The sequence below is a fragment of the Winogradskyella arenosi genome (assembly GCF_003337305.1).
In the GTDB taxonomy this organism is placed as follows: domain Bacteria; phylum Bacteroidota; class Bacteroidia; order Flavobacteriales; family Flavobacteriaceae; genus Winogradskyella; species Winogradskyella arenosi.
In genome coordinates, this window is record NZ_QPJO01000001.1 from 769,203 (window position 1) to 794,085 (window position 24,883).

Below are 24,883 nucleotides of genomic sequence, written 5' to 3' on the forward strand. Positions count from 1 at the left end.
AAAGTAATCCTTTTAATGAGTTCTCGATACAAAATTGCAGAAAGAGCAATTTCACTCGAACTGACGTTTTTACTTCAATTGAAACGTTATATCTAGTAGAAACCTAAAGCGTCACTTCGAGTGATTTGTGAGGTACGAGAAAATTGTATCGAGAAGCTTTATAAGAAAAAAGTAAAGTAATCGTTTTAATGAGTTCTCGATACAAAATTGCAGAAAGAGCAATTTCACTCGAACTGACGAAAATACTTCAATTACAACAGTATATCTATTAAAAACCAATAACGTCACTTCGAGTGATTTGTGAGGTACGAGCAAATCGTATCGAGAAGCTTGTAAGTAAAAATTAAAGCAATCGTATCGAGAAGTTCATTTATAAAAAAAAAGACCTCAAAGTTCAAAAACGATGAGGTCTAATATTTTAAATTTAGTAACTAACGGGGCTCAATGAGCTAGCTATAACTAAAATCTAACTACGCTTCTTGCGTTTATTTTTTTTCTTCTTTTTCTTGGATTTAGTCTCCTCTTTTTTAGGATGTACTAAAGTCATTTCGTCAATAAGGTGCGTGGCTCCAGCATACTTATCTACAATGAAAAGCACGTAACGTAAATCGACCATAATGTTTCGGCAGATTTCAGGGTCGTAGTTCATATCGCTCATAGTCCCTTCCCAAACACGGTCAAAGTTAAGACCTACTAGGTTACCTTCAGCATCAATCGCAGGACTTCCCGAGTTTCCACCTGTAGTGTGGTTGGTTCCTAAGAAACAAACCGGTACTTTTCCGTTGCTATCGGCATATTGGCCGTAGTCTTTAGCCTCATAGAGGTCAATAAGTTTTTGAGGCACATCAAATTCATAATCACCAGGAACGTATTTTTCAATAACGCCATCTAAATAACTCACCGGATTGTAATACACGGCATCTCTTGGAGAATACCCTCGTACTTGTCCGTAAGTTACACGGAGTGTACTATTAGCATCTGGGAAATAACGTTCGTTAGGTAAAGCCTCCATTAAAGCTGTCATATATTCGGTTTGTAAGGCATTAATAGGTTCGTTTTTAGCTTCGTACGCTACATTTATAGTGTCATAGAATTCTGAAATTATAGGTTTAGCATAGGCATAAGCCGCATCTTCATTCAGGTTTTTAATGACTGTCGCCGCATCACCTTCTAATAATTTTAAGGCGGCATCTAAATCTGTAAAAGCGGTTTTATCATAAATAGAGGCATCAACAGGCTTTCCGTATAAAGGCATAACATTAAGGTACACGCCCTGGTCTACACCAACATCGTAGTTTTTGTGAATCCCTTTTAAGGTTCCGGTTAAGCTTGCTTTTGCTCTGTCTAGAATTGCAGGGTTATCCTTTAAAGCTTGCTCAATTTGGTAAGCTCTAAACGTCATTTGCATTAATTCATTAGTCGTTAAAAAGACTTCAATAAAGTTTCTTCGTTTTATATTAATAGGAGCAAAATCCTTATATAATTTGTCAAATTCAGGAAGAATATGGCCGTATTTAGTTTCAAGATTCTTTTCTTTTAGCGCTTTTGTAAAGGTGGCTTCAAACGCTCTACGTTTTTCAACGGCATTTGTTTTACTGATTCCTAAATTTTCACCTATCCATTTTTTCCAAGCGTTTGCAATGCGGGCTTGTTTAGAGGCATACTTAATACGTACGGCATCACTTTCTTTCATTTTTTGGTCAATGACTTTTAGTGCTGCTTCTCTAATGGCAATATTAGTCGGGTTATACTCTTTAGTAATATGCTCAATGGCAATGGCAGGTAAATACTCATTGGTGGTTCCAGGAAACCCAAAAACCATAGTAAAATCACCTTCTTCAATTCCATCTAATGAAATTGGAAGGTAATGTTTAGGTTGGTAAGGTTTATTGTCTTTACTGTATTTTGCCGGACGGTTATTGGCATCGGCATAAATACGGAACATAGAAAAATCCCCAGTATGTCTTGGAAAAACCCAGTTATCGGTATCACTACCAAATTTACCAATGCTTGTAGGCGGTGCGCCTACTAAACGGATATCTTCAAAACGCTCGGTTACAAACAGAAAATATTGATTCCCTTTATAAAACGCTTTGGTTTTTACATCTTGCCAAGATTCCTTTGGCCATGTTTCAAGGAGCGCATTACTGTTTTTAGAAATCTGAGACTGTTTCTCTTTTTCCGTCATACTCGCTGTAATGCCTTTTAAAACTTTGTCTGAGACATCGTGAATGCTTACAATAAACTCTATAAATAGGCCTTCGTTTGGTAATTCGTCCTCTAAATTCATCGCCCAAAAACCATCTTTCAAATAATCGTTTTCTAAAGACGAGTGTGATTGAATTTGACTAAAACCACAGTGGTGATTGGTAAGGACTAATCCTTGGTCAGAAATCACTTCACTCGTACAGCCACCGTTAAAATGTCCGATGGCATCTTTAAGGCTAGAGTTATTAACATCATATATATCTTGAGCCGTTAATTTACTGCCCAAACTTTGCATTTCATTCTCATTCATACCTTCTAATAAAGAAGGAATCCACATCCCGCCTTGTTGGGCTGAGACCTGAAAAACAACGAAAAAGAAAAGAATTTTTAAAAATCGCATATTCAATATTTTTTTAGTTTTTGTAAAGATAGAAAAGCTTGTTTTATATCTTTAATCTTTTCAGTTTTAAAGTCTATTTTTTTATGAATTTCACCTCTAAATTACCTCATACTGAAACCACGATATTTACGACAATGAGTGCATTGGCAAAGGACTATCAGGCCCTAAATTTATCGCAAGGGTTTCCTAATTATCCTAGCGATCAAAGGTTAATCGATTTGGTCTCGGCGGCGATGAATAATGGCTACAATCAATATGCGCCAATGGCGGGAAATTTAGACTTGCGTTTAGCAATTGCTCATAAATATGATGTGTTGTACAAACAACATTATCATCCTGAAAAAGAAATTACTGTGACCGCTGGGGCCACGCAGGCTATTTTTACAGTGATTTCCGCATTTATAAAAAGTGGCGATGAGGTCGTGGTATTTAAACCGGCCTATGATTGTTATGAACCTGCTGTAAAAGTACAAGGAGGTACCGTGGTCCCAGTGCAACTTACAGCACCAGATTATAAGGTGAATTGGGAGACCGTGGCTTCTAAAATAAGCGATAAGACAAAGATGATTATCATTAATACGCCACATAATCCTAGCGGTACAATTTGGTCTGAATCCGATATGCTTCAACTTCAAAAATTAACAGCAAATACCGATATTATAGTGTTAAGTGATGAGGTTTATGAGCATATTGTTTTTGATGATGCGCAACATCAGAGTGTTTGTTTATTTCAAGATTTAAAACAACGCAGTTTTATAACCGCTTCTTTTGGTAAAACCTTTCATAATACGGGTTGGAAGGTTGGCTATTGCTGTGCTCCCGATTATTTAATGGCTGAATTTAGAAAAGTACATCAATACAATGTGTTTTCCGTTCATCACCCGACTCAAAAAGGTATAGCCGATTATATGCAAGATGAAAATACATACCTCAGTTTACCTACTTTTTTTCAGCGTAAACGAGATTTATTTTTAAATTTAATTTCAGAATCGCGCTTTCAATTTCAGCCGGCACAAGGCACTTATTTTCAAGTTTTAGATTACAGTGCTATTACTGATCAGGGTGATGTTGAGTTTGCAAAACACCTTACTAAGGTTTTTAAAATCGCATCGATTCCGCTTTCGGTCTTTAATCTCAATCAGCAAGACGACCAAGTCTTGCGGTTTTGTTTCGCTAAAACAGACGACACGCTATTGAAAGCTGCGGAAATTTTAAAAAGCATTTAATGTTAAAGCTTTGGTAAGACCGTGACTTTCTTAAGCGGCGTGTGTCTTAATTGAAGAACCTTTAAATACATGTAATGATGAAATTAGAAAAGTGGTGGATTTGTCTTTCTTTGGGTTTCGTGCTATCTTGTGGTAGTGAACGCGTAATTACGGCGAACGGAGTTGTTTATAACGTAAAGGGCACAACAATATTACAAGATGGAAAAGATGTTACGGCGTCTTTATCTGAGGAGGAAACCGCAGAAATTAAGTTGACCTTAAAGTCTTATAAAGCTGATGAAGAAGCCGTTAAAAAACGCTTAAAGGAAATAAAAACGCGGGAGAAAGAATTGAAAAAAGTTGAAGCGCAAGCTTTAGCAAAACGTAAAGCTTTAGAGGCAGAACAAGAGGCTATAGAGCAGAAGGCTAAGGAACAAGAAAAAGCAAGAGACGCCTTTTTAAAAGCTAAAAAACGTTTTCAGAATAAAAAAGAACGCTTTGAGAAATTGAAAGAAAAAGGCAAGCTGTCTCCTAAAAAAACAACAAAATGGGAGACGAAATTAGAAGCCCTAAGCGAAGATGTAAAATCAACAAAAGAAAAATTAAATAATTTAAATCAATAAAAAAAAGATGAGATATATATTAACGTGTTTAAGCCTAGTATTGGTCATGTGCTTAAATGCACAAGAGGTTACTAAAGAAGGTAAAGTCTATACGGTTAAAAAAGAAAAAATATTTTTAGAAGGTAAGGATGTCACAGAAACTTTAAGTGTAGAAGAAAAAGCTATTATCTTTAAGGAAGCTTCTGTTGTGGCTGAAAATGCCAAGGCTGCTGCAGCTGCTAAATTAGAAGCGGCTAAAGTTAAAGAAGCGGAGTTAAAAGCTAAGGCTGATGCTGAAGCTTCTGAAAAAGAGGCTGCTCAACTAGAGAAAGCCGAAGCTAAAGCTTTAAAAGAGAAAGAAAAGGCGGCTAAAAAGCTAGAAAAAGAAAAGAAAGCGGCGGAGAAAGCACAGAAAAAAGCAGAGAAAGCGCAAAAGAAAGCTGAAAAGGCCTTAAAGAAAGAAGAGAAACTTCGTGCTAATTTGGATAAAGCGGAAGAGAAGCTTGATAAGGCACAGAAAAAATATAATAAATTAAAAAGAAAAGGTAAATTGTCTCCTGTAGATGAAAATAAATGGATTGATAAGTTAGAGAAACTTACCGATAAAGTGGAAAAGGCAAAACAAAAAATATAAGCATGTCTAAGGTTTTAAACGTTGCGTTAATACAAACTGCTTTAGTTTGGGAAAACCCAAAGGAAAACCGACGTCTATTAAATGAAAAGATCAACACCGTAAATTCGGGTGTTGATCTTTTTGTTTTACCCGAAATGTTTACCTCTGGGTTTACTATGAACCCTAGTTTGGTAGCAGAAACGATGGAAGGGGAAACGCTAAGTTGGTTAAAAGAAAAAGCGAAGGAGAAAAATGCAGTAATGCTAGGAAGTCTCGTTATTACGGAAAACGGTAATTTCTATAACCGCATGGTTTGCGTAGAGCCTTCGGGAGCTGTTACTTGCTATGATAAACGCCATACCTTTACCTTAGCTGGTGAAGATAAAGTCTATACGGCAGGGACTGAAAAAGTGATTTTCAACTATAAAGGTTGGAAAATTTGCCCATTGGTTTGTTATGATTTAAGATTCCCGGTTTGGGCTAGAAACGTTGAGGACTATGACCTTCTCATCTATGTGGCCAATTGGCCTAAGGTTAGAGTTGCAGCTTGGGATGCTTTACTACAAGCCAGAGCCATAGAAAATATGGCCTACTGTATTGGCGTTAATAGAGTAGGGTTAGACGGTAACAATTATGAGCACTCCGGACATTCCGTGGCTTATGATGTTTTAGGGAAGCGCTTAGATCAGATCCCTGAAGATACCGAAACCATTGAGATAGTAACTTTAGAGAAAGCGGCCATTAAAAAATACCGCGACAAATTAAACTTCTTGAATGATGCGGATGCCTTTAGTCTAAAAGTTCAAACTCAATAACAAAATCAAAATTGGCACGGACGTCATCTAATTTCTCTTTAGGATAACTCACACGCTCGGGTTGGATACCCAACAAGTAATTTCCGGTATCGTATTTCCCATTGGCATTGCTATCGAAAATAGCTCTAAGTTTATAGGTTCTTGGCGTAAGATTTCTAAAATCTACAATTGGTTTTTCTTTAGCGTAACGTTCATATAAAACATCGCCATTGTCGTTTATTAACTGCACTATCATTGGCAGTTTAGCGTTTCTTAGGTTCACTCTAATATTACCATAATCTGAGATCGATTTTGTTTTAATAGCATAGTTTATAGTGTCCTTATTGGTCTCGTTATAAAAATCGGTAAACGTTCCTGGAAGTAGCGTAAAGCTATAAATTTCATTTTCTTCCTTCTCAATAGGGAAACGATAATTATTATAGATGGAATCGTAAACCACTTTGTAAGCGACTTGTATAGAATCTCTATTAATTACACTAATTTTTGTGGAATCTATTTTAGATAAAGGCGTGTTGGCTTCAATAGTTAAATCGTCTTGAAAATTAACAGGACCCTGCACTAGGGCTTTAATGTTTAAAGAATCTTGTTTTAAGTCTCTAAAACGATGTTTAAAGGTGTCTATTTTTGTACCACTATTTACTATAAAAAAGGTCGAGTCAACTTCAAATTGTGGTTGGTACCAATAGTATAAAGTATCTGTTTCTTTATCCTTAATAATTCTGGTTTTATAGCCTTCAGGTGTTTCGCCTAATACCTTAATGCGGATGGCTTCGTAATCGCCTTCATAAGGAAAAATGATTCGGCTTGCAGCATCTTGAGTAGGCTTAATGGCTTTATTATTTACCGCTTCTTTAAATAACTTTATACCGTAAGTAGAATCACTAGGAACGGTAATATAGTCTTCTTTAAATCCTATTTTATCCGTTTTCTGATTAAAGAGGTAGTTTGAATTTTCATCTTTTAAAGCAATCAACTTATAGGTTCCAGCTTTAATATTATCAATACTGAAAGACGTAAGGCTATCTAAAGTATTGGTGATATAGCGTGGCTTTTCTTTATAAACGATAGAGTCGTTATAGGTAGAGTCAACTTCATACAGCATAACCGAAATAAAGGTCTCAGGCTCTTGTTTTAGGGCATCTTCAACATAACCTTTTACAGATAGTGAATCTATGGTATTTCCTGTTGAAAACACATAACGATAATACGGATAAGGGTTTCCTTCGTTATAATCCACGATGCTTTCACCAAAATTAAAGGCGTAAGTGGTATTGGGATCTAAGGTGTCCTTTATTTTAATAGTAATGGTTTTGCTCGCACCACTAGCTGGAGTTACCACCGGAGCGTTATCCATTGGGGGAGAAACAATAAGTTGTTTCTGAAGGTTCTTTATTTGCACATACTCATTAAACTGAATCGTAATCTCATCACCCTTAAAATTGGTTGAAAAATTTTCTGGATGAGAAGCGGTTATTTTTGGCGGTAAAATATCTTTTTCGCCACCAGTTGGTGTTCCACGGTTAGCACAACTCGCAAGGGTTAATGCTATAAATAGGAAACCTAATATTCGTAAAGGAGATAAATGCATCTATTTTAAAATAAATTTAATACAAAGAAACAACTATAAATTAAAGTAACGAAAAAATCAATCTGCAATTGCTAAGGTGGCAAGACTTAACTTAATGTCTGCAATTTGAGATAAAACAATAGCACAAGATTCTATGGTGGCGCCTGTGGTAATAATATCATCTACAAGTAAAATGTGTTTGCCGCGTAACGATGTATTTTCAGCGATGGCAAAGAGCGATCCATCGTCCTTCCAACGTTTAATCCTACCTTTAAAAACCTGAGTTTTCGCAGATTTTACTTTAATTAGTACGCTATCATTATACTCGGCATTTAAGGCTGCTGCAATTTCTTGACTAAATTTAGCGACCTGATTGTAGCCTCGTTTTCTAAGCTTTGCTTTATACAGCGGTACAGGAATCACAACATCAATCTGTTTATAGGCGTCTATAGAAGCCAGTTCGGCTCCCAACCATTGGCCAAAAAAAAGACCAATATCTTCATGACCTCGGTATTTTAAATTGTGGAGCAGTTGCTGTATTGGTCCTTTTTTTGAGAAGTGTAAAAGGGCGGTGGCGCTTTCTAATTTTACACGACCATAAAGTGTTTTTTTAACAGCCTCAGGAGCCTCAAAATGAAAATTTGTAATCGGTAAATGATGGCGGCATGCGGTGCACAAAACCACTTCATTGTCGCTTAATACAAGGTTGCAAGCTTCGCAAACTCTTGGAAAAAACAAGTTTAACAAGTTTTTCATCATTTAATCGATTAAAATAAGATAACTCTATGATATCGTTTAATTTCGACTCAAATTAATAAATTTATTATAATGATAGTTAACCCTCAGCTATTAAATTATAGATTAATTGTTAGTTCTTTATTGATTGTATTAACTGTTTTAGGAGCTTATAGTATTGATAAGTATAAGTCTGTTGAATCTTACGAAACGTTTTTAGAGCAAGAAAAGGTTTTAATAGAAACGGAATTAACAGAACTTTTATCGAGTTATGATGCGCTTAATAAAGATTATGATCTTATGTCCTTACAGCTTAAAAAAGCCCAAGAGGAAACAAGAACAACTTTAGATTCCCTAAGAATACTAGAAGGCAATTTATCTATAGTAACCAAATACAAAGCACAGCTTGCCGTATTAAAGTTAAAAAGCAAAAATCTTTTAGCAACCATAGACTCTCTAAACCTTGTTAATAAACAATTACAAGAAGATAAACGTTACGCTTTAAATACCATCAAAAAGAATTCTTCTACCATTAGTGATTTAGAAGAAACTAATAGCGTATTAAATGCGTCTTTAAACACGGCATCAGTCCTAAAGGCAAGTCATATTAATGCGGAGTCTTATAAATTAAAATCAGGAAAAAAACGTATTACAGATAAAGCAAAACGTGTCAATGCTATTGATGTGTGTATTACTCTTAATGAAAATGCTTTGGCAGAACGCGGCAATAAAGATATCTATATTCAGATTGTAAATCCAAGTGGTAATGTAGTGTCTAACACTGGCGAGGTTGTTTTTGGTGATTCGTCCTTAATTTACAGCCAGAAAAAGGTGGTAAATTATAAGAATGAAAACTTAGAGATTTGCACCCCAATTATCGCTGATAATAAAGATAATCCTTTGTTAGAAGGTTACTATTTTGTTCATGTTTTTCATGAAAATACAAAGCTTGGAAGTACCAGTCTTAAATTAAAATAATTAAAGTGTAGAATTAACCTTATAAATTTTAAAAAACCGTTCTGTTAATCAGAGCGGTTTTCTATTTTTGCAGTATTATGGCAAACGAAGATCAATTTAAAAAAGTAATCTCTCATGCAAAGGAGTATGGTTACGTGTTTCAGAGTAGTGAAATCTACGATGGACTTAGCGCAGTATACGATTATGCTCAGAATGGAGTAGAATTAAAGAAGAATATAAGAGACTATTGGTGGAAAGCCATGGTACAAATGCACGATAATATTGTGGGTATTGATGCCGCAATATTTATGCATCCTACCACGTGGAAAGCCTCTGGTCACGTTGATGCATTTAGTGATCCCCTAATTGATAACAAGGATTCTAAAAAGCGTTATAGAGCGGATGTTTTAGTAGAAGATTATTGTGCTAAAATTGAAGCTAAAATTGAAAAGGAAGTTAAAAAAGCTGAAAAGCGTTTTGGTGAAGCCTTTAATAAGGAAGAATTTCTTTCTACAAATGGCCGTGTGCTTGGGTACCAAGAAAAAATTGAAACCATCTTAAAACGTTTAGGGCAATCTTTAGAAAAAGAAGATTTAGCTGATGTTAAGGCTTTAATTGAAGAGTTGGGTATTGCTTGTCCTGTAGCAGGAAGTAAGAACTGGACCGACGTAAAGCAATTTAACCTTATGTTTGGGACTAAATTAGGAGCGTCTGCAGAATCTGCAATGGACTTATACTTAAGACCAGAAACGGCTCAAGGTATTTTTGTGAATTTCTTAAACGTTCAGAAAACTGGACGTATGAAGATTCCTTTTGGGATTGCACAAACGGGAAAAGCTTTTAGAAATGAAATTGTTGCACGACAGTTTATTTTTAGAATGCGTGAATTTGAACAAATGGAGATGCAATTTTTCATTAAGCCAGGTACGCAAAAAGAATGGTTTGACTATTGGAAAGAAACCCGATTAAAATGGCATAAATCACTTGGTTTAGGTGCGGATAATTACCGTTTCCACGATCATGAGAAATTAGCACACTACGCTGATGCGGCTACTGATATTGAATTTAAATTCCCATTTGGATTTAAAGAATTAGAAGGGATTCACTCACGTACTGATTTCGATTTAAAGCAACACGAAGAATTTTCGGGTAAAAAATTACAGTATTTTGACCATGAAGATAAAGAAAGCTACACGCCATACGTTTTAGAAACCTCTATTGGTTTAGACCGTATGTTTTTAGCAGTATTCTCAAATGCTTTAGTTGAAGAAGAATTAGAGAACAATACCACAAGAACGGTTTTAAAATTACCAGCAGTTTTAGCACCAACAAAAGCCGCTATTTTACCATTGGTTAAAAAAGATGGTTTACCGGAGGTTGCTAAGAAGATTGTTGAAGACTTAAAGTGGGATTTTAACGTCACTTATGACGAAAAAGATGCCGTTGGAAGACGTTACAGAAGACAAGATGCAAACGGAACACCATTTTGTATTACCGTAGATCACGATACTTTAGAAGATAATTCGGTAACGATTCGTCATAGAGATACGATGGAACAAAAACGTGTGAAGATTGAAGATTTAAAAGACATTATAAAAGCTGAGGTTGATGTAAAGCATTGGCTGATGAAAATGAATTAAAATTTATGTAGAGTCTTAAATATAAAAAACGCCCAAGCTTTTAGTTTGGGCGTTTTTCGTTATAGGTTTTTTAGCTTAAAATCGGTAGCCTAAATTGAAGCCAAATTTGCCAACAATATTAGGATCGTCATAATCCGTATTAAAAAGATTGCGTCCAATTCCATTTATAAGTTCAAATACAAATCCGCTTTTAGTCACCCACTTACCACCTAAACCAATACCTACGGCAAGATCGGTAACGGTTTTTTCTTCGGTATAAAAATAACCATCGTTGGGGGTGATCTCTTTCTCTCTTTCACTAGAATTTAACATGGCAAAACCTTCTACAAAAAAGCCAGCAGCATATTTTTTGCCAAAGAAAACCCTGTAATACGGAGCGACGTAATAATTAATAGAGGGCTGCATAAATTCCTTATCGTAAGGGACAAGGAAAGAAAATACCAACAGAAGATTCGTCATTGAGATTACGCGCATAGCTCGCTTCTGCAGATCCTAAAAGTAATAGGATTCCATTGAGTTTTACCTCATTTTGTTTCTGATATAGCGGCGCTATACTGTCGGTTTTCTGCTATGCGTTTAACAAGGTAATGCTTCCAAAAATCCACAGGGCAAAAAGGATGGGTTTCATCATTATAAAGACAAATTGGTTAACGTAGGTACAGTGTCTAAGTTATAGATACAAAATGTGCGAAAAGGTTGCGTAAAAAAATAAGGTTTTAAAATTATAAAATCTTTTTTGCTAAGTAAACCGCATCTTTTTTAATACCGCCTAGAGTCGCTGAACCTCTAGTGTGTAACCATGGTAGGCCAATAAAATAAAGTCCTTTAGTGGTGCTAATTCCTCTATGGTGTTTTGGGTAACCGTCTTTACAAAGTTCTATTCCTTTTATCCATTCAAAATTGGGTTTATAGCCTGTAGCCCAAATAATATTCTGAACATCGTTTAAATCTTTTGTCGTGGTTTTAATGGTGTTTCCATCTGTATCTAAGGTGTAGCCCACAACCTCTACATTCGTCCTGTTTATAATGGCCTTGATGTCTGTACCAATAATAGGTTGCTTGGCATCGCTAATCTTTTTTCCAATCCACGAGTTTTTACTAAAACTTAAAAAGCCTGTAACGGTAAACCACCACCAAAGGGTTTTCCCTAAAATTTCTTGTGGTAATGTTCTTATGGCTGTGCTTCCTGAGAAATATGTGGTTGCGTTGCTTTGCTTAGAAACTTCATCTAAAATTTGAAACCCACTGTCACCACCGCCTACAACTAAGGTAGGACCGTTTTGTAATTGCTCAGGATTTTTATAATAGTTGCTGTGTACTTGGTAAATTGAAGACGACAGGTTTTTGTGAAACTTTGGAGTAAACGGAATATGAAATGGCCCTGTGGCAACAATTACCTGTTTACAAAAAATGGCTTCTTTGTTGGTGCTGATCTTAAAACCATCTGCTGTTTTTTCTATTCGTTCTGCTAAAGTGTTAAGCTGTACAGGGAACTCAAAGGTTTCGGCATAGTTTTTAAAATAGGCTGCAATTTCATATTTATCTGGGTAGTGCCCTTTTGGTGCCGGAAATGGCATCCCTATTAAATGATTAAACTCTGTAGGGGTAAATAGCGTTAAGGAGTCCCAACGTTTAAGCCAAGAAGCTCCAATTTCGTTTTCCTTATCTAAGATTAAAAAATCTTTCTTTTGCTGTTTAAGAAAATAAGCCATAGAGAGTCCTGCTTGGGCAGCTCCTATGATTACAAAGTCTTTCATTAATTGTATTGTGTTAGTCTTTGCACAGTATACCGTTTTTATAGGTTTTATACAAATTACCGCACCATATAAATTGGAGCTTTAGTCTAAAAATAGGCTTTCAGTTGTATGGTCCCCGTGTGGATGGTTTTTGCCGTTTCAGACTTTCTTCCGAAGTAATTTAGGTTAAGGTCTAAATATTTGGTTAGTTTTTTCTGTGCCAGTAGACTCCAAGTGAGGTTTTTACCTTGTTGAAGACCTTCGAGCATTTGGTAGGCTACAGGAGAATTAGAATTGCCTTCAAAGTCGTTTTCAAATAAATTAAATTCGCCTGTTAATGCTATTTTCTGAGCTTTATTATATGTGAATGAAAAACCGTAGTTGTTTTGGGCTAAGGTTTCAAAACTGGCCATGACGTTAGTTTTAGAAGTGTATTGGTAAAACACATCAAACTGAGCATTTTCATCAAACAGATAACTCAATTTAGGTTTCATAAAATACTGGTCAATGCTGTAATTCTGACTCGTAAAATTATCATTGTTACTCTCTTCATTTCCTATACTTGCTAATATCGTCGTTAACCAGTTGGCATGTAATTTATGGTTAAAATTAAGCTGATGACTGTTAGTTTTATTCTGTTGCGTCCCTGTAGATAATAAATTACGACTCTTATTACTTAGATAGGTGTACGAGGTGGTAAAGTGTTGCTTACCGCGATTAAAAAATAAGATGTTTTTAAGGCTGTAGTTTAAGGATACAAAATCTTCAGTGGCGATATCTTTTTCTAAAGCTTGAAAGGGGTTAAGGTTAAAACCATTATCTGATTTAAACTTTTCACTATTCACTAAAAATGAGGCCTGGTTGTAAAAATGCGACCAAAATAGTTGTGTTTTATTTTCTGAAGTACTCCATTTTTGTGGATTAATGGTTAAGGTTTGTCCGAACTTATTTTGATGGGTTTGCAAGTAAATTTGATTAGGGAGAAGCACTCTTATATAACTGCCTTGGTCTGAAAACTGTGCAATTTCGAATTCATCTAATTCTTGTATGCCATTGGCATTATAATCAATCCAAGTGTAGGCACCTTGCCCGGCTTCGACCTCTACATAGGTGAAATCTTGTTGTGGCGAGGTACCGGAGTTAATTTCAAAATTGCTATTCCAAATAACGAGGTTTTTAAATAATTTTTGATTCAAGATAAAGCGGCCATTCAAACTTTGCTCATCATCAGTACTCGCTTCTTTAGATTTTAAAGTTCTGTAATTTAAAAAAAGTTGTAGGCTTGTATTTTTATTTTGAATCAGTCGTGACTTTAAATAGTAGGTGTTAGAGTTGCTCACGTTTTTAAGCTCATTAGACCGTAAACTATCATTGAAACGTTTTATATAGCCAATTTCTGCATACACATCGGTGCTGTCACCAATACCGACGAAAGCTTCATAGGCTTTAAATTTCTGACTTAAGGCTGTTAAAGAATCGGTTTGTAGGTCGCGTTGCTCATTATCTTCAGTAGAGAATTTTATGCCCGCCCATTTCTTATTTTTTTGATAAGCCAACCGATTAAAAGACCGCAAAAAAGTAGAACCATTTAATGTGCTTTCACTTTTTAGGGCACTAGAGCTAGAGTAAAAGTGAAAACCTCCAAGCTGTAAATTTGTTGTCAGATTGTGTCTATTACCTTTAAAATTTTCCGCGTAATTTAAATGTTCATACGTGTAGTTGGCGCTTCCTTTTTTTAGATGCGAGAGCTGTAAGCCTGTGCTAAATAACAACTGGTCACCTTCCGGTATAGTATAGCTGGTGCTGGTCTCAGACTCCTCTAAATTCCAATCGCGAGTAAATTCCGCACGGTACAAACGCTCAATGGTATTAAAGTTTTTTTGAAGATAATCGGTATCTATGCTTGCCGATAGATTCCAAAGCGAATCGGTCTGGATAAGGTATTGCTGAAGCGTAAATTTAGCCGCATAACCATCATTGTCATTATCATCTAAGTTTGAAAATAAGTTCTCGTCTTTCTTGCTTCCGGCAACTTCAAAAAAGAGTTTTGTTTTATCACTGGGCGTGTAAGTTCCGTTTACGGTGGCAATTTGAAGGCGTTCTGGAGCTATGAGTTGGGTAATAGGTTCGTAATCTCCTTGCGGCACGCCAGCTATAGGAGCCACATATTCGTAAATATTATTAATAGCATTAGAATTGGTTAAAACATAATTGCCTTCATTGGGCCCCACATAAGTAAAGGTAAGGCTGTATAATTCGTCTTCAGAATTATTGGAGTAGACGTAGTATTCTTCGGTCCCTATGGTTTCTTTTCGGTATAAAATGCGGTTTTCAGAATAGCTGGTCAACGTTGCCGATGGTGCAGACATTAAATCTAGATTGTCTCCTGCATTGGCCAAGATTTCCGTTTGTTCTGTAGAGAGATTCTGTTGCAAGGGTTGGTTTTTTGCATCGCTTTCAGAATACACAGCAACATTAAGTTGTAAATTATCGGTTTTAAACTGGGCACCACCAAAGACCGTAAACCTAGAATAGTTACGCTCGCTAAATTGGTAATCTACGGTAATTCGCATTTCGGAGGTGATGGGGTAGGTGGCATTAAAGATAATTTCACCGGCGTTGTAGTCAATAATGTAATCTTTGTTTTCTCCGCGTTCTAAGGGGACCCCATTAACATAAACGGTTTCACTACCCGATACCACAAAGACATACAATTCATTATTAGAACCCGTTAATTTGTATGGGCCTTGGTTGCCTTCTTCAGCCGTAAATTGTGTGGTTGTAAACTGCCCTCTAACTAAAGCGCCTGAGGCAAAAACCGAAGTTTTTTCACTAAGATTGGCATGGACCAATAAGCCTTGGACTCGCTTAGAAAAATCAGCAAAATAACTGTTGTTGTTTTCTAAGTCAATATCTCCTGCTCTAATGTTCCAATCTTCAGAAAATAATTCAATAAAAACCTGGTCAAATTCATCTAAACGCTGTGAATATCCACTTTCTTGCAGCGGAATATCTGAGTCTTGGATGGATGCTCTTAGCGATACTTTATCACTTAATTTACCTGAAATTTGTAGATCGAGTTCACTATTTAAAACTGAATTCTGATTGTTTCCTATGGTAATTCCTCTAGAAATACTTCCCGAAGTGGTCAGGCCATCAAAAGGAGTAAAGCTATTTTTAGAGGTTGTACGCTTTAAACTGTAGAGTTGTCCGTAATTAGAAGAGCGGTCTATAACCACATCATCATCGAGCTGCTTATAAACTTTGGTTAAAAATTCTGGATAGCGTAAATACGCAATGCTAATGCTATCCATAGTTATTGGACGCTTAAATTGCAACCATGCTTGGGCGTAATTTACCGTGTACAAGCTAGGATCTATAAGTACGTTGTCAAGACTAAGGACTTTAAATTGGGTTGGGTTTATACTGACAGAATCTATTTGAATAGAATCGCTAACCGCCACTTTTTTTTGTCTATAATTAGATGCCGCTTCTTGAGAACTCCCCAAGGCGGTACATAAAAAACATAGAAAACAAAGTACAAACCTCATGTGGAATAATAACTGTTGAAAGCTAAAAATATTTTATCGTTAAATGCAGTATAAAATTATAGGGTAAAAGTACAGTATTATTTAATTTAGCAATTCATTGAAATTAGAACAAAAAAGAGCGTCGCTTAAAGCGAAAAATAGGTGTATGAAAATAGTTTCTTATAATGTTAACGGTATTAGAGCCGCCATAAATAAAGGATTTATAGAATGGTTAAAAGCCACAGATCCAGATGTTATATGTCTTCAAGAAATTAAAGCTATGGAAGAGCAGCTTGATTTAAGCTTGTTTACAGATGCAGGATATAACTTTAATTATTGGTTTAGCGCTCAGAAAAAAGGTTACAGTGGTGTGGCCGTATTGTGTAAAAAAGAACCTAAGCATATAGAATTCGGAACCGGAATAGAATCGATGGATTTTGAAGGTCGAAACATTAGAGTAGACTATGATGAAGTTTCTATAATGAGTATGTATTTGCCTTCAGGAACGAATGATGCAAGATTGTCTCATAAGTTTGAATACATGGACCTTATTCAGAAATATCTTATAGAATTGCAGAAAGACAAACCTAATTTAGTGGTTTGTGGTGATTATAATATTTGTCATGAAGAAATTGATATTCACAACCCAAAAATGAAAGGAGTTTCAGGGTTTTTACCTGAAGAGCGCGAATGGTTGGGCGATTTTATTGACAGTGGATTTATAGATAGTTTTCGATTCTTACACCCAGAGCGTCAAGAATATTCATGGTGGAGTTATAGAGCCAATTCTAGAGCAAATAATAAAGGTTGGCGTTTAGATTATGCCATGGTGAGCAGCCCATTAAAAGAAAAAATAAAACGTAGCGTTATATTAACAGAAGCGGTTCATAGTGACCATTGTCCTATTTTACTAGAACTCGATTTTTAAGCAAGTCCCCAAATTAAATATAGATTAAAATAAACCTAACAGAACAAATGATGATTAAAAAACTTTCAATATTAGCCGTAGGCCTTACCTTATGTACGTCTTGTGTTTCAAAGAAAATATACACGGAATTAGAAGATAAATATGCCGATTTAAAGCAAGAAAATAGGGGGCTTTCGGATGAATTAGAAACCTTATCTAGTGACAAAACCCAATTGACCAATGATCTTAATGATTTACAACAAGCCTATGATAAAGCGGTTGCAGAACGCGATAAATTACAAGCAGATTATGCAGCGGCCCAATCTAATTTAGAAACGTTAAGAGCGTCGTATAAGGCATTAGAAGAAAATAGTTCTGCCTCTATTGCAAAAAATGCACAGAAAAACAGAGAGCTTTTGGCACAATTAGAAGCCAAAGAACAAGCTTTAGCGGCCGAAAATGAACGTTTAAAAACCTTAAAGCAAGAGTTAGAGAATCGTTCTCAGCGTGTGGCAGAATTAGAAAATGTTATTGCGAGCAAAGATGCTGCGATGAACAAATTAAAAGACGCCATTTCTAAAGCCTTAACTAATTTTGAAGGGAAAGGACTTACCGTAGAACAACGCGATGGAAAGGTGTACATTTCTATGGAAAATAAATTATTGTTTCAATCTGGAAGTTGGTACGTCGGAGCACAAGGAAAACAAGCCGTTAGACAATTAGGAAGTGTGTTAGCGGAGAACCCTGAAATCTCTGTGCTTATTGAAGGTCATACCGATAATGTTCCTTATAAAGGGAATGCGCAATTAAGCGGTAACTGGGATTTATCTGCAAAACGTGCTACGGCCATTGTAACTATTTTGAGAGAAAATGAGGCTATTAACCCTGAAAATCTAACGGCAGCAGGTCGTGGAGAATTTGCACCTATTGCTAGTAATGAGACTTCAGAAGGTAGAGCTAAGAACAGACGTATTGAGGTGATTTTAACACCGAAATTAGATGAGATTTCTAAGTTACTCAATGATATTTAAAAGAATTAAATGCAGGTGCGTTTTTTCTAACATAAAAAGCTTATTTTTATAGAAGAAGCTTTGTAAGTAAAGTTCGTGCATTTTAGAAAGTTAGACTTCATTGATTATAAAATTAATGAAGTCTATTTTTTTATAAGGTTTTACGGTTCTTATCGTCGAAGTCCTTAACCACTAAGTTTAATTAAAATAATCGTCCTGTTGCATCAGGATCTACTATGAAATATACCACCTTACCACATACCGATATTAAAGTGAGTAAAATTTGCTTGGGTACCATGACCTGGGGAAATCAAAACACGCAAAATGAAGGCTTCGCTCAAATGGATTTAGCCCTAGATAAAGGCGTTAATTTCTTTGATTGTGCAGAGTTGTATCCAGTTCCAGCAGAAGCAAAAACCTATGCAAAAACCGAACGAATTATAGGAAATTGGTTTCAAAAAACAGGACAGCGCGACCAAGTAGTGTTAGCGACTAAAATTGCCGGAACCGGTGATTATACGGCGCATATTAGAACCAATGGTTTTAGTAAAGAAGCTTTAAATGAAGCCGTAGATAACAGTTTAAAGCGATTAAAAACAGACTATATAGATTTATACCAATTGCATTGGCCAGAACGCCAAACTAATACTTTTGGGACACGAGATTATACCCCTAATGACAACGATTCATGGGAGGATAATTTTAATGAAATTCTTCAACATTTAGATGCCATCATAAAGTCTGGAAAAATTAGGCAAGTTGGGATTTCTAATGAGAAAGCTTGGGGAACCATGCGTTATTTAGAAGAATCTAAGCGTCATCATTTGCCACGGATGATCACCATTCAGAATGCTTATTCTTTAATCAATAGAGTCTTTGAAGGTGATATGGCTGAGGTTGCACACCGTGAAAATATTGGGCTCTTGGCCTATTCTCCAATGGCTTTCGGGGTATTATCTGGAAAATACATAAAAGGGACGGCTGCGGCAAATGCGCGCTTAAATTTATTCCCTCGATTTTCACGTTACAATAGTACTCAGGCTACAGAGGCGACAAAGCGCTATTTGAAGATTGCAGAAGACCACAATATGTCCTTAGCACAAATGGCTTTAGCTTTTGTAAATGAAAGACCCTTTGTAACGAGTAATATTATAGGAGCAACTAATTTAGATCAGTTGACAGAAAATATAGAGAGTATAGATATCAACTTATCTCAAGAGCTTATGGAAGCGATTAATGCGGTACATGCTGAAATTCCTAATCCGGCGCCTTAATAGTAAGGTTTCAAATTTGAATATTAAAAAAGCACGCATTTTAAACACGTGCTTTTTTTAGATTTTTATTTGACGATTGATCTGCTCTTGAAGCGAAATAAAGGTTTCCGTTCTTGAAACCCCTTTAATACTTTGGATTTCAGAATTAAGAACATGCATTAAATGCTCATTATCTCTAGAGAGTATTTTAATAAAGATAGACCAGTTTCCTGTGGTGTAATGACATTCAATAACTTCAGGTATTTTCTGCAATTGCTTTACGGCCTCTGGATTACTAATGGCTTTATCAAGATAAACACCGACAAAAGCCATAGTGGTATAGCCCAAGACTTTTGGGTTAATGATGAATTTAGATCCGGCGATAAGACCAGATTTTTCTAGTTTTTTTAAGCGCTGATGAATGGCGGCACCAGATATGCCTACATTACGCGCAATTTCTAAAATTGGGGTTCGTGCATCATCCATCAAAGCCCGAAGTATTTTTTTATCAATACCATCAATATAAATACCTCCATCATTAATTTTCATAAGACTACCTTCTTTTAAATTGAAATGGGAAGATAAAAAAAGCGTTTCAATTTGAAAGGCTTTTAAAATAAATACTTTAAATATTAAGGTTACACATTTAAAGGGTTATAGCCTAAATACGGAACCTCATATTCTTTAAACGCTATATCGTATGCTTCTAAAGCTTTTAAAATAGGTGTATATACTTCTTTAGTAATCGGAATTTGAACGCCTGATGTTTTTATGTCGCCGTTTAAGATGGCTAACGTCGCTATAGCTACCGGTAAGCCTACAGTTTTAGCCATAGCCGTATAGGTTTGATCCTGTCCTAAGGTAACCATCGTGGCATCAATTTGATGCTTTTTACCATTTAGCTCGTAGCCAAATTTATGATACATCACAATCATGTCTTTATCGTCTTTTTCTAAGGTCCAACTGTCCATTAATATCTTTTGAAGAATTTGAGCTGGAGTCCCTTTATCAAGCTCTACCATTTTTTTTGGGTTAAAAAGATCTAACTCTAAAAACTTGTCCCACATCATATCATCTTGATCAATTTTAAGGGCGTGTCTAAATTTTAATTCCACAGAGTCGGTAGGACTGTAGGGTAAAAATGCATTGACAAAATCGCGATAACTCATGTTTTTACTATCGTCAATGGTATAGCTATCATCTGTCATTCCTAATTGTACAAAGGCATTCCACGCTCTACTAAAGCCTACACGTCGCATGGTCCCGCGGTATAAGGTTTTTACATGATCTAAGCCATACACATTTTGATATTTTAAAGAGTCTCTATTAGCATAGGCTTCAAAACGGCCATAGTTTTCAACATCTAAAAATTCGGTACGTCTAAATAATCGGTTATAAGAAATGTACTTAAATTGGTCTTCCTGTAAAAATTTAGCGGCCCCTCCTTGACCAGCGACAACTACGTTTCTAGGGTTCCATGTAAATTTATAGTTCCATAAATTAGTATCACTTTCTGGTGCTACTAAACCGCCAGTAAAGGATTCAAATAAAATCATTTTACCACCTTTATCTCTAATACGGTCTATCACTTGCATGGCACTCATGTGGTCTATACCAGGATCTACACCTATTTCATTCATAAAAATGAGCTTATTGGCTTTAGCTTCTGCATCAAGAGCTTGCATTTCTTTACTCACATAAGAGGCTGTTACCATATGCTTCTTAAATTTGATACAATCTCTAGCCACTTCAATATGAAAACGGGCAGGAAGCATAGAAATGATAATATCGGCTTTTTTTATGGCTTCTGAACGCGATTCAGGATCAAAGACATCAAGGTGTATAATATCAGCCTTAACATTAGTACCGATAAGTTTCTTGGCATTTTCAACATTCAGATCGCCAATGGTGAGTTTTAGATTTTGCGATTCAGAATGATCAAGTAAATATTTTATAAGGTAAGAGCAAGATTTACCAGCTCCAATGATTAATATGTTTCGCATCATGAGTATATATGATTAAATTTGTGTTTTACGAAAATAAGGAATACAAAAGGCAATAAAGACTACATAAACGTTAATATTATGAATAAGAAGCTGTTGATTACCGGATCTATTTTGGGCATGTTAGGGATTATTTTGGGAGCCTTTGCGGCTCATGGGTTAAAAGCTTTAATTAGTACGGCAGCTATTGCAACTTTTGAAACCGGAGTACGTTATCAAATCTACCATGCCTTTTTCTTACTCTTTTTAGGAAATACCACGATGGTGAGTCTAAAAATGAAGTCCTATATCTTTTATTGTATTCTATTTGGTGTGTTACTTTTTTCAGGTTCTATTTATGGTTTAGCCACCAATGTCCTTACTGTTATAGATTTCAAAACCATAGGTTTTGTAACGCCTATTGGCGGATTAGGACTTATTTGTGGGTGGGGACTTTTGCTTTGGGCTGTATATAAACATAAGGTTAATTAAACGGGCTTAAAGGTGCGGATTCAAAATAATATTTTAGTTTTGCATAACTAAACAACACTAATATTATGGCAAATCATTCCCAATTTACGAAAACGATTTCGTTAAATCAATATGGAATTAAAAATGCAAAGGTTAATTATCAATTAACATCAGAAGAATTACACGCCGAGACCTGCTCTAAAGGTCAAGGTGTAGAAGCTTCCTCGGGCGCTTTAGCAGTGCATACTGGCGAGTTTACCGGACGTTCTCCAATGGACCGTTTTATAGTAGAAGACACTATAACCAAAGATAAAGTTTGGTGGGGGCCAGTGAATATTCCTTTTGAAAGCTCTAAATTTCAAAAGCTTTATGATAAGGTAGTGGACTACCTATCTAATAAAGAGATTTATGTTCGTGATAGTTATGCGTGTGCAGATCCTAATTACAAACTAAATATCAGAGTTATTAATGAGTACCCTTGGAGTAACATGTTTGCTTACAACATGTTTTTACGTCCAACGGAAGCGGAATTAGAACATTTTACACCAGAATGGACCGTGGTTAATGCGCCTGGTTTTATGGCCAATCCCGAAGTGGATGGCACACGTCAGCACAATTTTGCAATTTTAGATTTTACACGAAAAATAGCCCTTATCGGAGGGACAGGATATACCGGAGAAATTAAAAAAGGAATCTTTTCGGCCTTGAATTTTATTCTTCCAGTGTATAAAAACACCTTACCAATGCACTGTAGCGCTAACGTTGGGAAGAACGACGATACGGCTATTTTCTTTGGATTATCCGGAACTGGAAAAACAACCCTTTCTACAGATCCTAATCGAAGTTTAATAGGAGATGATGAACATGGTTGGACAGCTGAAAACACTGTTTTTAATTTTGAAGGAGGTTGCTATGCCAAGGTTATTAATTTATCACAAAAACAAGAGCCCGAAATTTTTGCAGCGATTAAAAAAGGAGCCATTCTTGAAAATGTAATCATGGATAGCGAGGGGCATGTGGATTTTGCAGATACTTCTATTACACAAAATACACGAGTGAGTTATCCTATTTATCACATAGACAATATAAGACAACCCTCTATTGGGGAAAATCCTAAAAATATATTTTTCTTAACTGCAGATGCTTTTGGAGTTTTGCCTCCAATCTCTAAGTTAACTCCAAGTCAGGCAGCTTATCATTTTATTTCTGGGTATACGGCAAAAGTAGCCGGTACAGAAGCCGGTGTAGTAGAGCCTGTACCAAGTTTTTCTGCTTGTTTTGGAGCACCGTTTATGCCATTACACCCTACGGCTTATGCTAAGATGTTAAGTGAAAAAATGCAGGAGGCAGGCGTTAATGTTTGGTTGGTTAATACAGGGTGGACTGGCGGACCTTATGGTATAGGAACACGTATGAAATTAAAATACACCAGAGCGATGATTAACGCCGCACTAAATGGCGATTTGGGAGATTATACTTATGAAGATTACCATATTCATTCCGTGTTTGGGGTAGCGCAACCAAGAACTTGTCCTGGTGTGCCTACGGAAGTTTTAAGTCCGAGAGCGACATGGAAAGACGATAAAGCATATTATACTATGGCCTTTAAACTCTCTAATGCCTTTAGAGAAAACTTTAAGAAATTTGAGTCTTATGCTTCTGAAGAAGTAAGACGTGGTGGACCACAGCGTTATGCGTTTTAAATAACAAATTGATGCAAAAAAAAAAGCGATTCTAAATTTTAGAATCGCTTTTTTAATACGGTCTTGTGCGTAATTATTTTCCTTTATTTACAGCGTCAATATATTTCTGTAAAGCCATCGTCATGGAAGGTGTTTCTGGTGTTGGTGCAGAAATATCTACACGCAATCCTTTTTCTTTCACTGCTTTTACAGTGGTGTTTCCAAATACAGCGATACGCGTGTCATTCTGCTTGAAATCTGGAAAATTGTGGAATAAAGACTCAATGCCAGATGGGCTAAAGAACACTAAAATGTCATAGGTTACATTAGATAAGTCAGATAAATCGCTGATGACTGTTTTGTAAAAAGTGGCCTGTTTCCAATTTACGCCTAAAGCGTCTAAATTTTCAGGAATAATAGGTTTTACTTTGTCTGTAGTGGGCAATAAGAAGTTTTCGTCTTTATATTTTTTAATTAAAGGCATTAATTCTTCAAAGGTACGTTTCCCAACATAAATTTTACGTTTTCTGTACACCACATACTTCTGTAAATAATAAGCAACAGCTTCAGACTGACAGAAATATTTCATAGAATCTGGCACTTTAAAGCGCATTTCATCTGCGACTCTAAAGAAATGATCTACAGAATTTCTGCTGGTAAGAATAATGGCTGAATATTTGCTTAGGTCAACTTTTTGTTGTCTCACGTCTTTAGAAGATACACCTTCAACATGAATAAAGGGTCTAAAGTCTACTTTTACTTTTTGCTTTTCTTGCAAATCAAAGTATGGTGAGTTCTCTATTTTAGGCTCTGGTTGCGATACTAAAATTGTTTTCACTTTCATACGGAATGCTTGTGTTTTAAGCGTTATACTCGCTAATCACCTTATATAAAAGAATATAAGGGCTAATTTCGAGAGCGCAAAGGTACAATAAAAAATAGAAAAAATTAGGATTTATTAATTTTTGATGTGTTTTAAATGTAGAAACAAAACCAATAAGGTTGGTTAGGCAAACAACTGTAAATGCTATAACTAGAATGATACTTGTGTTAAAATCAGTATACAACAAAAATAAATTTGCTGTTAAAAACAGAATTCCTGAGAAATTTTTAAAGGTTGTTTTTTGAAATATATAATCGTCAATTAAGCTATCCATTTCAAAAAGACTCCCAATTAAACGCTCTAGAAGGGTTTTTATAATTAAAATCGTAGAGACGGCGAGTAATAATTTTAAAAAAACTATAAGTTCAAAACTTAAAGGCGTAACAAAGGTGGTGTAGGCGAAATAAATAAAAATACTGAGCGAAAGACTGAGGTTCACAAAGAGAAAACTATCAAATTGGTCAATAAATTTTTGATCCTTAGCATAGATTTTTAAATATTTTGAACGGCCAATGACTTGCAAAAAATCCTTAAAACGAAGCGTATTCATATACTTGGCTACCGTTACGGCAAACAATCCTAAGACTGTAAATAGGGTAAACCACTCGTATGTTATATAATTTCGCATGGGGCTAAATTATAAAAAATGATTTTAAATTTATAGGGGATTACTTATCTATCAAAAAA

21 protein-coding genes are annotated in these 24,883 nt (G+C 35.8%); 11 read left to right on the forward strand and 10 right to left on the reverse strand.

The genetic code is table 11. The annotated features are described in order from the left end of the window. Positions 1 to 466: 466 nt before the first annotated feature. Positions 467 to 2,608 carry a S46 family peptidase gene (locus DFQ08_RS03250; RefSeq protein WP_114308350.1) on the reverse strand — a complete coding sequence of 714 codons (2,142 nt, stop codon included), beginning with the start codon at positions 2,606 to 2,608 and terminating at the stop codon, positions 467 to 469. Between the two features lie 83 nt (positions 2,609 to 2,691). Here DFQ08_RS03250 and DFQ08_RS03255 point away from each other — a divergent pair, with 83 nt between their 5' ends. The 4 genes from DFQ08_RS03255 to DFQ08_RS03270 all read left to right on the forward strand — a co-directional run bounded on the left by DFQ08_RS03255 (position 2,692) and on the right by DFQ08_RS03270 (position 5,843). Then, positions 2,692 to 3,834: a methionine aminotransferase gene (locus DFQ08_RS03255; protein WP_114308351.1), complete on the forward strand. Its 1,143-nt coding sequence runs from the start codon at positions 2,692 to 2,694 to the stop codon at positions 3,832 to 3,834. A gap of 74 nt (positions 3,835 to 3,908) precedes the next feature. Continuing rightward, a complete protein-coding gene (locus DFQ08_RS03260) occupies positions 3,909 to 4,436 on the forward strand; it encodes a hypothetical protein (protein WP_147269436.1) in 528 nt (175 codons plus the stop codon). Between the two features lie 7 nt (positions 4,437 to 4,443). Continuing rightward, the gene (locus tag DFQ08_RS03265; RefSeq protein WP_147269437.1) at positions 4,444 to 5,049 is read left to right on the forward strand and encodes a hypothetical protein; all 606 of its coding nucleotides are present in this window, start codon (positions 4,444 to 4,446) and stop codon (positions 5,047 to 5,049) included. A 2-nt stretch (positions 5,050 to 5,051) separates the two neighbouring features. Then, entirely contained in the window at positions 5,052 to 5,843 is a 792-nt protein-coding gene (locus DFQ08_RS03270; RefSeq protein WP_114308354.1) for an amidohydrolase, read from the forward strand. On the opposite strand, the gene DFQ08_RS03275 is transcribed toward DFQ08_RS03270, so the two are convergent. Next, positions 5,818 to 7,431, reverse strand: a complete 1,614-nt coding sequence (locus DFQ08_RS03275; RefSeq protein WP_114308355.1) for an Ig-like domain-containing protein — start codon at positions 7,429 to 7,431, stop codon at positions 5,818 to 5,820. The two genes, DFQ08_RS03270 and DFQ08_RS03275, sit on opposite strands and share 26 nt — an antisense overlap. 57 nt (positions 7,432 to 7,488) lie before the next feature. Next, positions 7,489 to 8,169 carry a ComF family protein gene (locus DFQ08_RS03280; RefSeq protein ID WP_114308356.1) on the reverse strand — a complete coding sequence of 227 codons (681 nt, stop codon included), beginning with the start codon at positions 8,167 to 8,169 and terminating at the stop codon, positions 7,489 to 7,491. A 69-nt stretch (positions 8,170 to 8,238) separates the two neighbouring features. On the opposite strand from DFQ08_RS03280, the gene DFQ08_RS03285 reads away from it, so the two are divergent. Next, positions 8,239 to 9,123 carry a hypothetical protein gene (locus tag DFQ08_RS03285; RefSeq protein ID WP_114308357.1) on the forward strand — a complete coding sequence of 295 codons (885 nt, stop codon included), beginning with the start codon at positions 8,239 to 8,241 and terminating at the stop codon, positions 9,121 to 9,123. 77 nt (positions 9,124 to 9,200) lie between these two features. Beyond that, the gene (locus DFQ08_RS03290) at positions 9,201 to 10,742 is read left to right on the forward strand and encodes a glycine--tRNA ligase (RefSeq protein WP_114308358.1); all 1,542 of its coding nucleotides are present in this window, start codon (positions 9,201 to 9,203) and stop codon (positions 10,740 to 10,742) included. Positions 10,743 to 10,817: 75 nt separating this feature from the next. On the opposite strand, the gene DFQ08_RS03295 is transcribed toward DFQ08_RS03290, so the two are convergent. From DFQ08_RS03295 to DFQ08_RS03305, 3 genes are all read right to left on the reverse strand, one after another. Next, positions 10,818 to 11,216: a hypothetical protein gene (locus DFQ08_RS03295; protein WP_220235571.1), complete on the reverse strand. Its 399-nt coding sequence runs from the start codon at positions 11,214 to 11,216 to the stop codon at positions 10,818 to 10,820. A gap of 248 nt (positions 11,217 to 11,464) precedes the next feature. Further along, positions 11,465 to 12,499 (reverse strand): flavin-containing monooxygenase, encoded by a 1,035-nt coding sequence (locus DFQ08_RS03300; protein ID WP_114308360.1) that lies wholly within the window; start codon positions 12,497 to 12,499, stop codon positions 11,465 to 11,467. 86 nt (positions 12,500 to 12,585) lie between these two features. Then, positions 12,586 to 16,029: a hypothetical protein gene (locus DFQ08_RS03305; protein WP_114308361.1), complete on the reverse strand. Its 3,444-nt coding sequence runs from the start codon at positions 16,027 to 16,029 to the stop codon at positions 12,586 to 12,588. A gap of 145 nt (positions 16,030 to 16,174) precedes the next feature. Between DFQ08_RS03305 and DFQ08_RS03310 the strand changes: the two genes are divergently transcribed. The 3 genes from DFQ08_RS03310 to DFQ08_RS03320 all read left to right on the forward strand — a co-directional run bounded on the left by DFQ08_RS03310 (position 16,175) and on the right by DFQ08_RS03320 (position 19,199). After that, positions 16,175 to 16,936, forward strand: a complete 762-nt coding sequence (locus DFQ08_RS03310; protein WP_114308362.1) for an exodeoxyribonuclease III — start codon at positions 16,175 to 16,177, stop codon at positions 16,934 to 16,936. A gap of 50 nt (positions 16,937 to 16,986) precedes the next feature. Further along, positions 16,987 to 17,946 carry an OmpA/MotB family protein gene (locus DFQ08_RS03315; protein WP_114308363.1) on the forward strand — a complete coding sequence of 320 codons (960 nt, stop codon included), beginning with the start codon at positions 16,987 to 16,989 and terminating at the stop codon, positions 17,944 to 17,946. A gap of 215 nt (positions 17,947 to 18,161) precedes the next feature. After that, positions 18,162 to 19,199: an aldo/keto reductase gene (locus DFQ08_RS03320; protein ID WP_114308364.1), complete on the forward strand. Its 1,038-nt coding sequence runs from the start codon at positions 18,162 to 18,164 to the stop codon at positions 19,197 to 19,199. A gap of 57 nt (positions 19,200 to 19,256) precedes the next feature. Here DFQ08_RS03320 and DFQ08_RS03325 read toward each other — a convergent pair whose 3' ends face one another. After that, positions 19,257 to 19,727, reverse strand: coding sequence for an Lrp/AsnC ligand binding domain-containing protein (locus DFQ08_RS03325; protein ID WP_114308365.1), 471 nt, complete (start codon positions 19,725 to 19,727; stop codon positions 19,257 to 19,259). A gap of 89 nt (positions 19,728 to 19,816) precedes the next feature. Then, complete coding sequence (locus DFQ08_RS03330) at positions 19,817 to 21,181, reverse strand: saccharopine dehydrogenase family protein (protein WP_114308665.1); 1,365 nt, start codon at positions 21,179 to 21,181, stop codon at positions 19,817 to 19,819. Between the two features lie 81 nt (positions 21,182 to 21,262). Here DFQ08_RS03330 and DFQ08_RS03335 point away from each other — a divergent pair, with 81 nt between their 5' ends. Further along, the gene (locus tag DFQ08_RS03335; protein ID WP_114308366.1) at positions 21,263 to 21,652 is read left to right on the forward strand and encodes a DUF423 domain-containing protein; all 390 of its coding nucleotides are present in this window, start codon (positions 21,263 to 21,265) and stop codon (positions 21,650 to 21,652) included. 65 nt (positions 21,653 to 21,717) lie between these two features. Further along, positions 21,718 to 23,334 carry a phosphoenolpyruvate carboxykinase (ATP) gene (gene pckA, locus DFQ08_RS03340; protein WP_114308367.1) on the forward strand — a complete coding sequence of 539 codons (1,617 nt, stop codon included), beginning with the start codon at positions 21,718 to 21,720 and terminating at the stop codon, positions 23,332 to 23,334. A 73-nt stretch (positions 23,335 to 23,407) separates the two neighbouring features. Here pckA and DFQ08_RS03345 read toward each other — a convergent pair whose 3' ends face one another. Further along, positions 23,408 to 24,157 (reverse strand): uroporphyrinogen-III synthase, encoded by a 750-nt coding sequence (locus DFQ08_RS03345; protein ID WP_114308368.1) that lies wholly within the window; start codon positions 24,155 to 24,157, stop codon positions 23,408 to 23,410. A 16-nt stretch (positions 24,158 to 24,173) separates the two neighbouring features. Then, the gene (locus DFQ08_RS03350; RefSeq protein ID WP_114308369.1) at positions 24,174 to 24,824 is read right to left on the reverse strand and encodes a DUF4271 domain-containing protein; all 651 of its coding nucleotides are present in this window, start codon (positions 24,822 to 24,824) and stop codon (positions 24,174 to 24,176) included. Positions 24,825 to 24,883: the final 59 nt, after the last annotated feature.

Bases quoted from the DNA above. Each gene is read 5' to 3' on its own strand.
- DFQ08_RS03305 (WP_114308361.1), bottom strand. From the start codon at position 16,029: ATGAGGTTTGTACTTTGTTTTCTATGTTTTTTATGTACCGCCTTGGGG.
- DFQ08_RS03345 (WP_114308368.1), bottom strand. From the start codon at position 24,157: ATGAAAGTGAAAACAATTTTAGTATCGCAACCAGAGCCTAAAATAGAG.
- DFQ08_RS03260 (WP_147269436.1), top strand. From the start codon at position 3,909: ATGATGAAATTAGAAAAGTGGTGGATTTGTCTTTCTTTGGGTTTCGTG.
- DFQ08_RS03310 (WP_114308362.1), top strand. From the start codon at position 16,175: ATGAAAATAGTTTCTTATAATGTTAACGGTATTAGAGCCGCCATAAAT.
- DFQ08_RS03335 (WP_114308366.1), top strand. From the start codon at position 21,263: ATGAATAAGAAGCTGTTGATTACCGGATCTATTTTGGGCATGTTAGGG.
- DFQ08_RS03350 (WP_114308369.1), bottom strand. From the start codon at position 24,824: ATGCGAAATTATATAACATACGAGTGGTTTACCCTATTTACAGTCTTA.
- DFQ08_RS03285 (WP_114308357.1), top strand. From the start codon at position 8,239: ATGATAGTTAACCCTCAGCTATTAAATTATAGATTAATTGTTAGTTCT.
- DFQ08_RS03280 (WP_114308356.1), bottom strand. From the start codon at position 8,169: ATGATGAAAAACTTGTTAAACTTGTTTTTTCCAAGAGTTTGCGAAGCT.
- DFQ08_RS03295 (WP_220235571.1), bottom strand. From the start codon at position 11,216: ATGCGCGTAATCTCAATGACGAATCTTCTGTTGGTATTTTCTTTCCTT.
- DFQ08_RS03330 (WP_114308665.1), bottom strand. From the start codon at position 21,181: ATGCGAAACATATTAATCATTGGAGCTGGTAAATCTTGCTCTTACCTT.
- DFQ08_RS03315 (WP_114308363.1), top strand. From the start codon at position 16,987: ATGATTAAAAAACTTTCAATATTAGCCGTAGGCCTTACCTTATGTACG.
- DFQ08_RS03255 (WP_114308351.1), top strand. From the start codon at position 2,692: ATGAATTTCACCTCTAAATTACCTCATACTGAAACCACGATATTTACG.
- DFQ08_RS03265 (WP_147269437.1), top strand. From the start codon at position 4,444: ATGAGATATATATTAACGTGTTTAAGCCTAGTATTGGTCATGTGCTTA.
- DFQ08_RS03270 (WP_114308354.1), top strand. From the start codon at position 5,052: ATGTCTAAGGTTTTAAACGTTGCGTTAATACAAACTGCTTTAGTTTGG.
- DFQ08_RS03275 (WP_114308355.1), bottom strand. From the start codon at position 7,431: ATGCATTTATCTCCTTTACGAATATTAGGTTTCCTATTTATAGCATTA.
- DFQ08_RS03325 (WP_114308365.1), bottom strand. From the start codon at position 19,727: ATGAAAATTAATGATGGAGGTATTTATATTGATGGTATTGATAAAAAA.
- DFQ08_RS03320 (WP_114308364.1), top strand. From the start codon at position 18,162: ATGAAATATACCACCTTACCACATACCGATATTAAAGTGAGTAAAATT.
- DFQ08_RS03300 (WP_114308360.1), bottom strand. From the start codon at position 12,499: ATGAAAGACTTTGTAATCATAGGAGCTGCCCAAGCAGGACTCTCTATG.
- DFQ08_RS03290 (WP_114308358.1), top strand. From the start codon at position 9,201: ATGGCAAACGAAGATCAATTTAAAAAAGTAATCTCTCATGCAAAGGAG.
- pckA (WP_114308367.1), top strand. From the start codon at position 21,718: ATGGCAAATCATTCCCAATTTACGAAAACGATTTCGTTAAATCAATAT.
- DFQ08_RS03250 (WP_114308350.1), bottom strand. From the start codon at position 2,608: ATGCGATTTTTAAAAATTCTTTTCTTTTTCGTTGTTTTTCAGGTCTCA.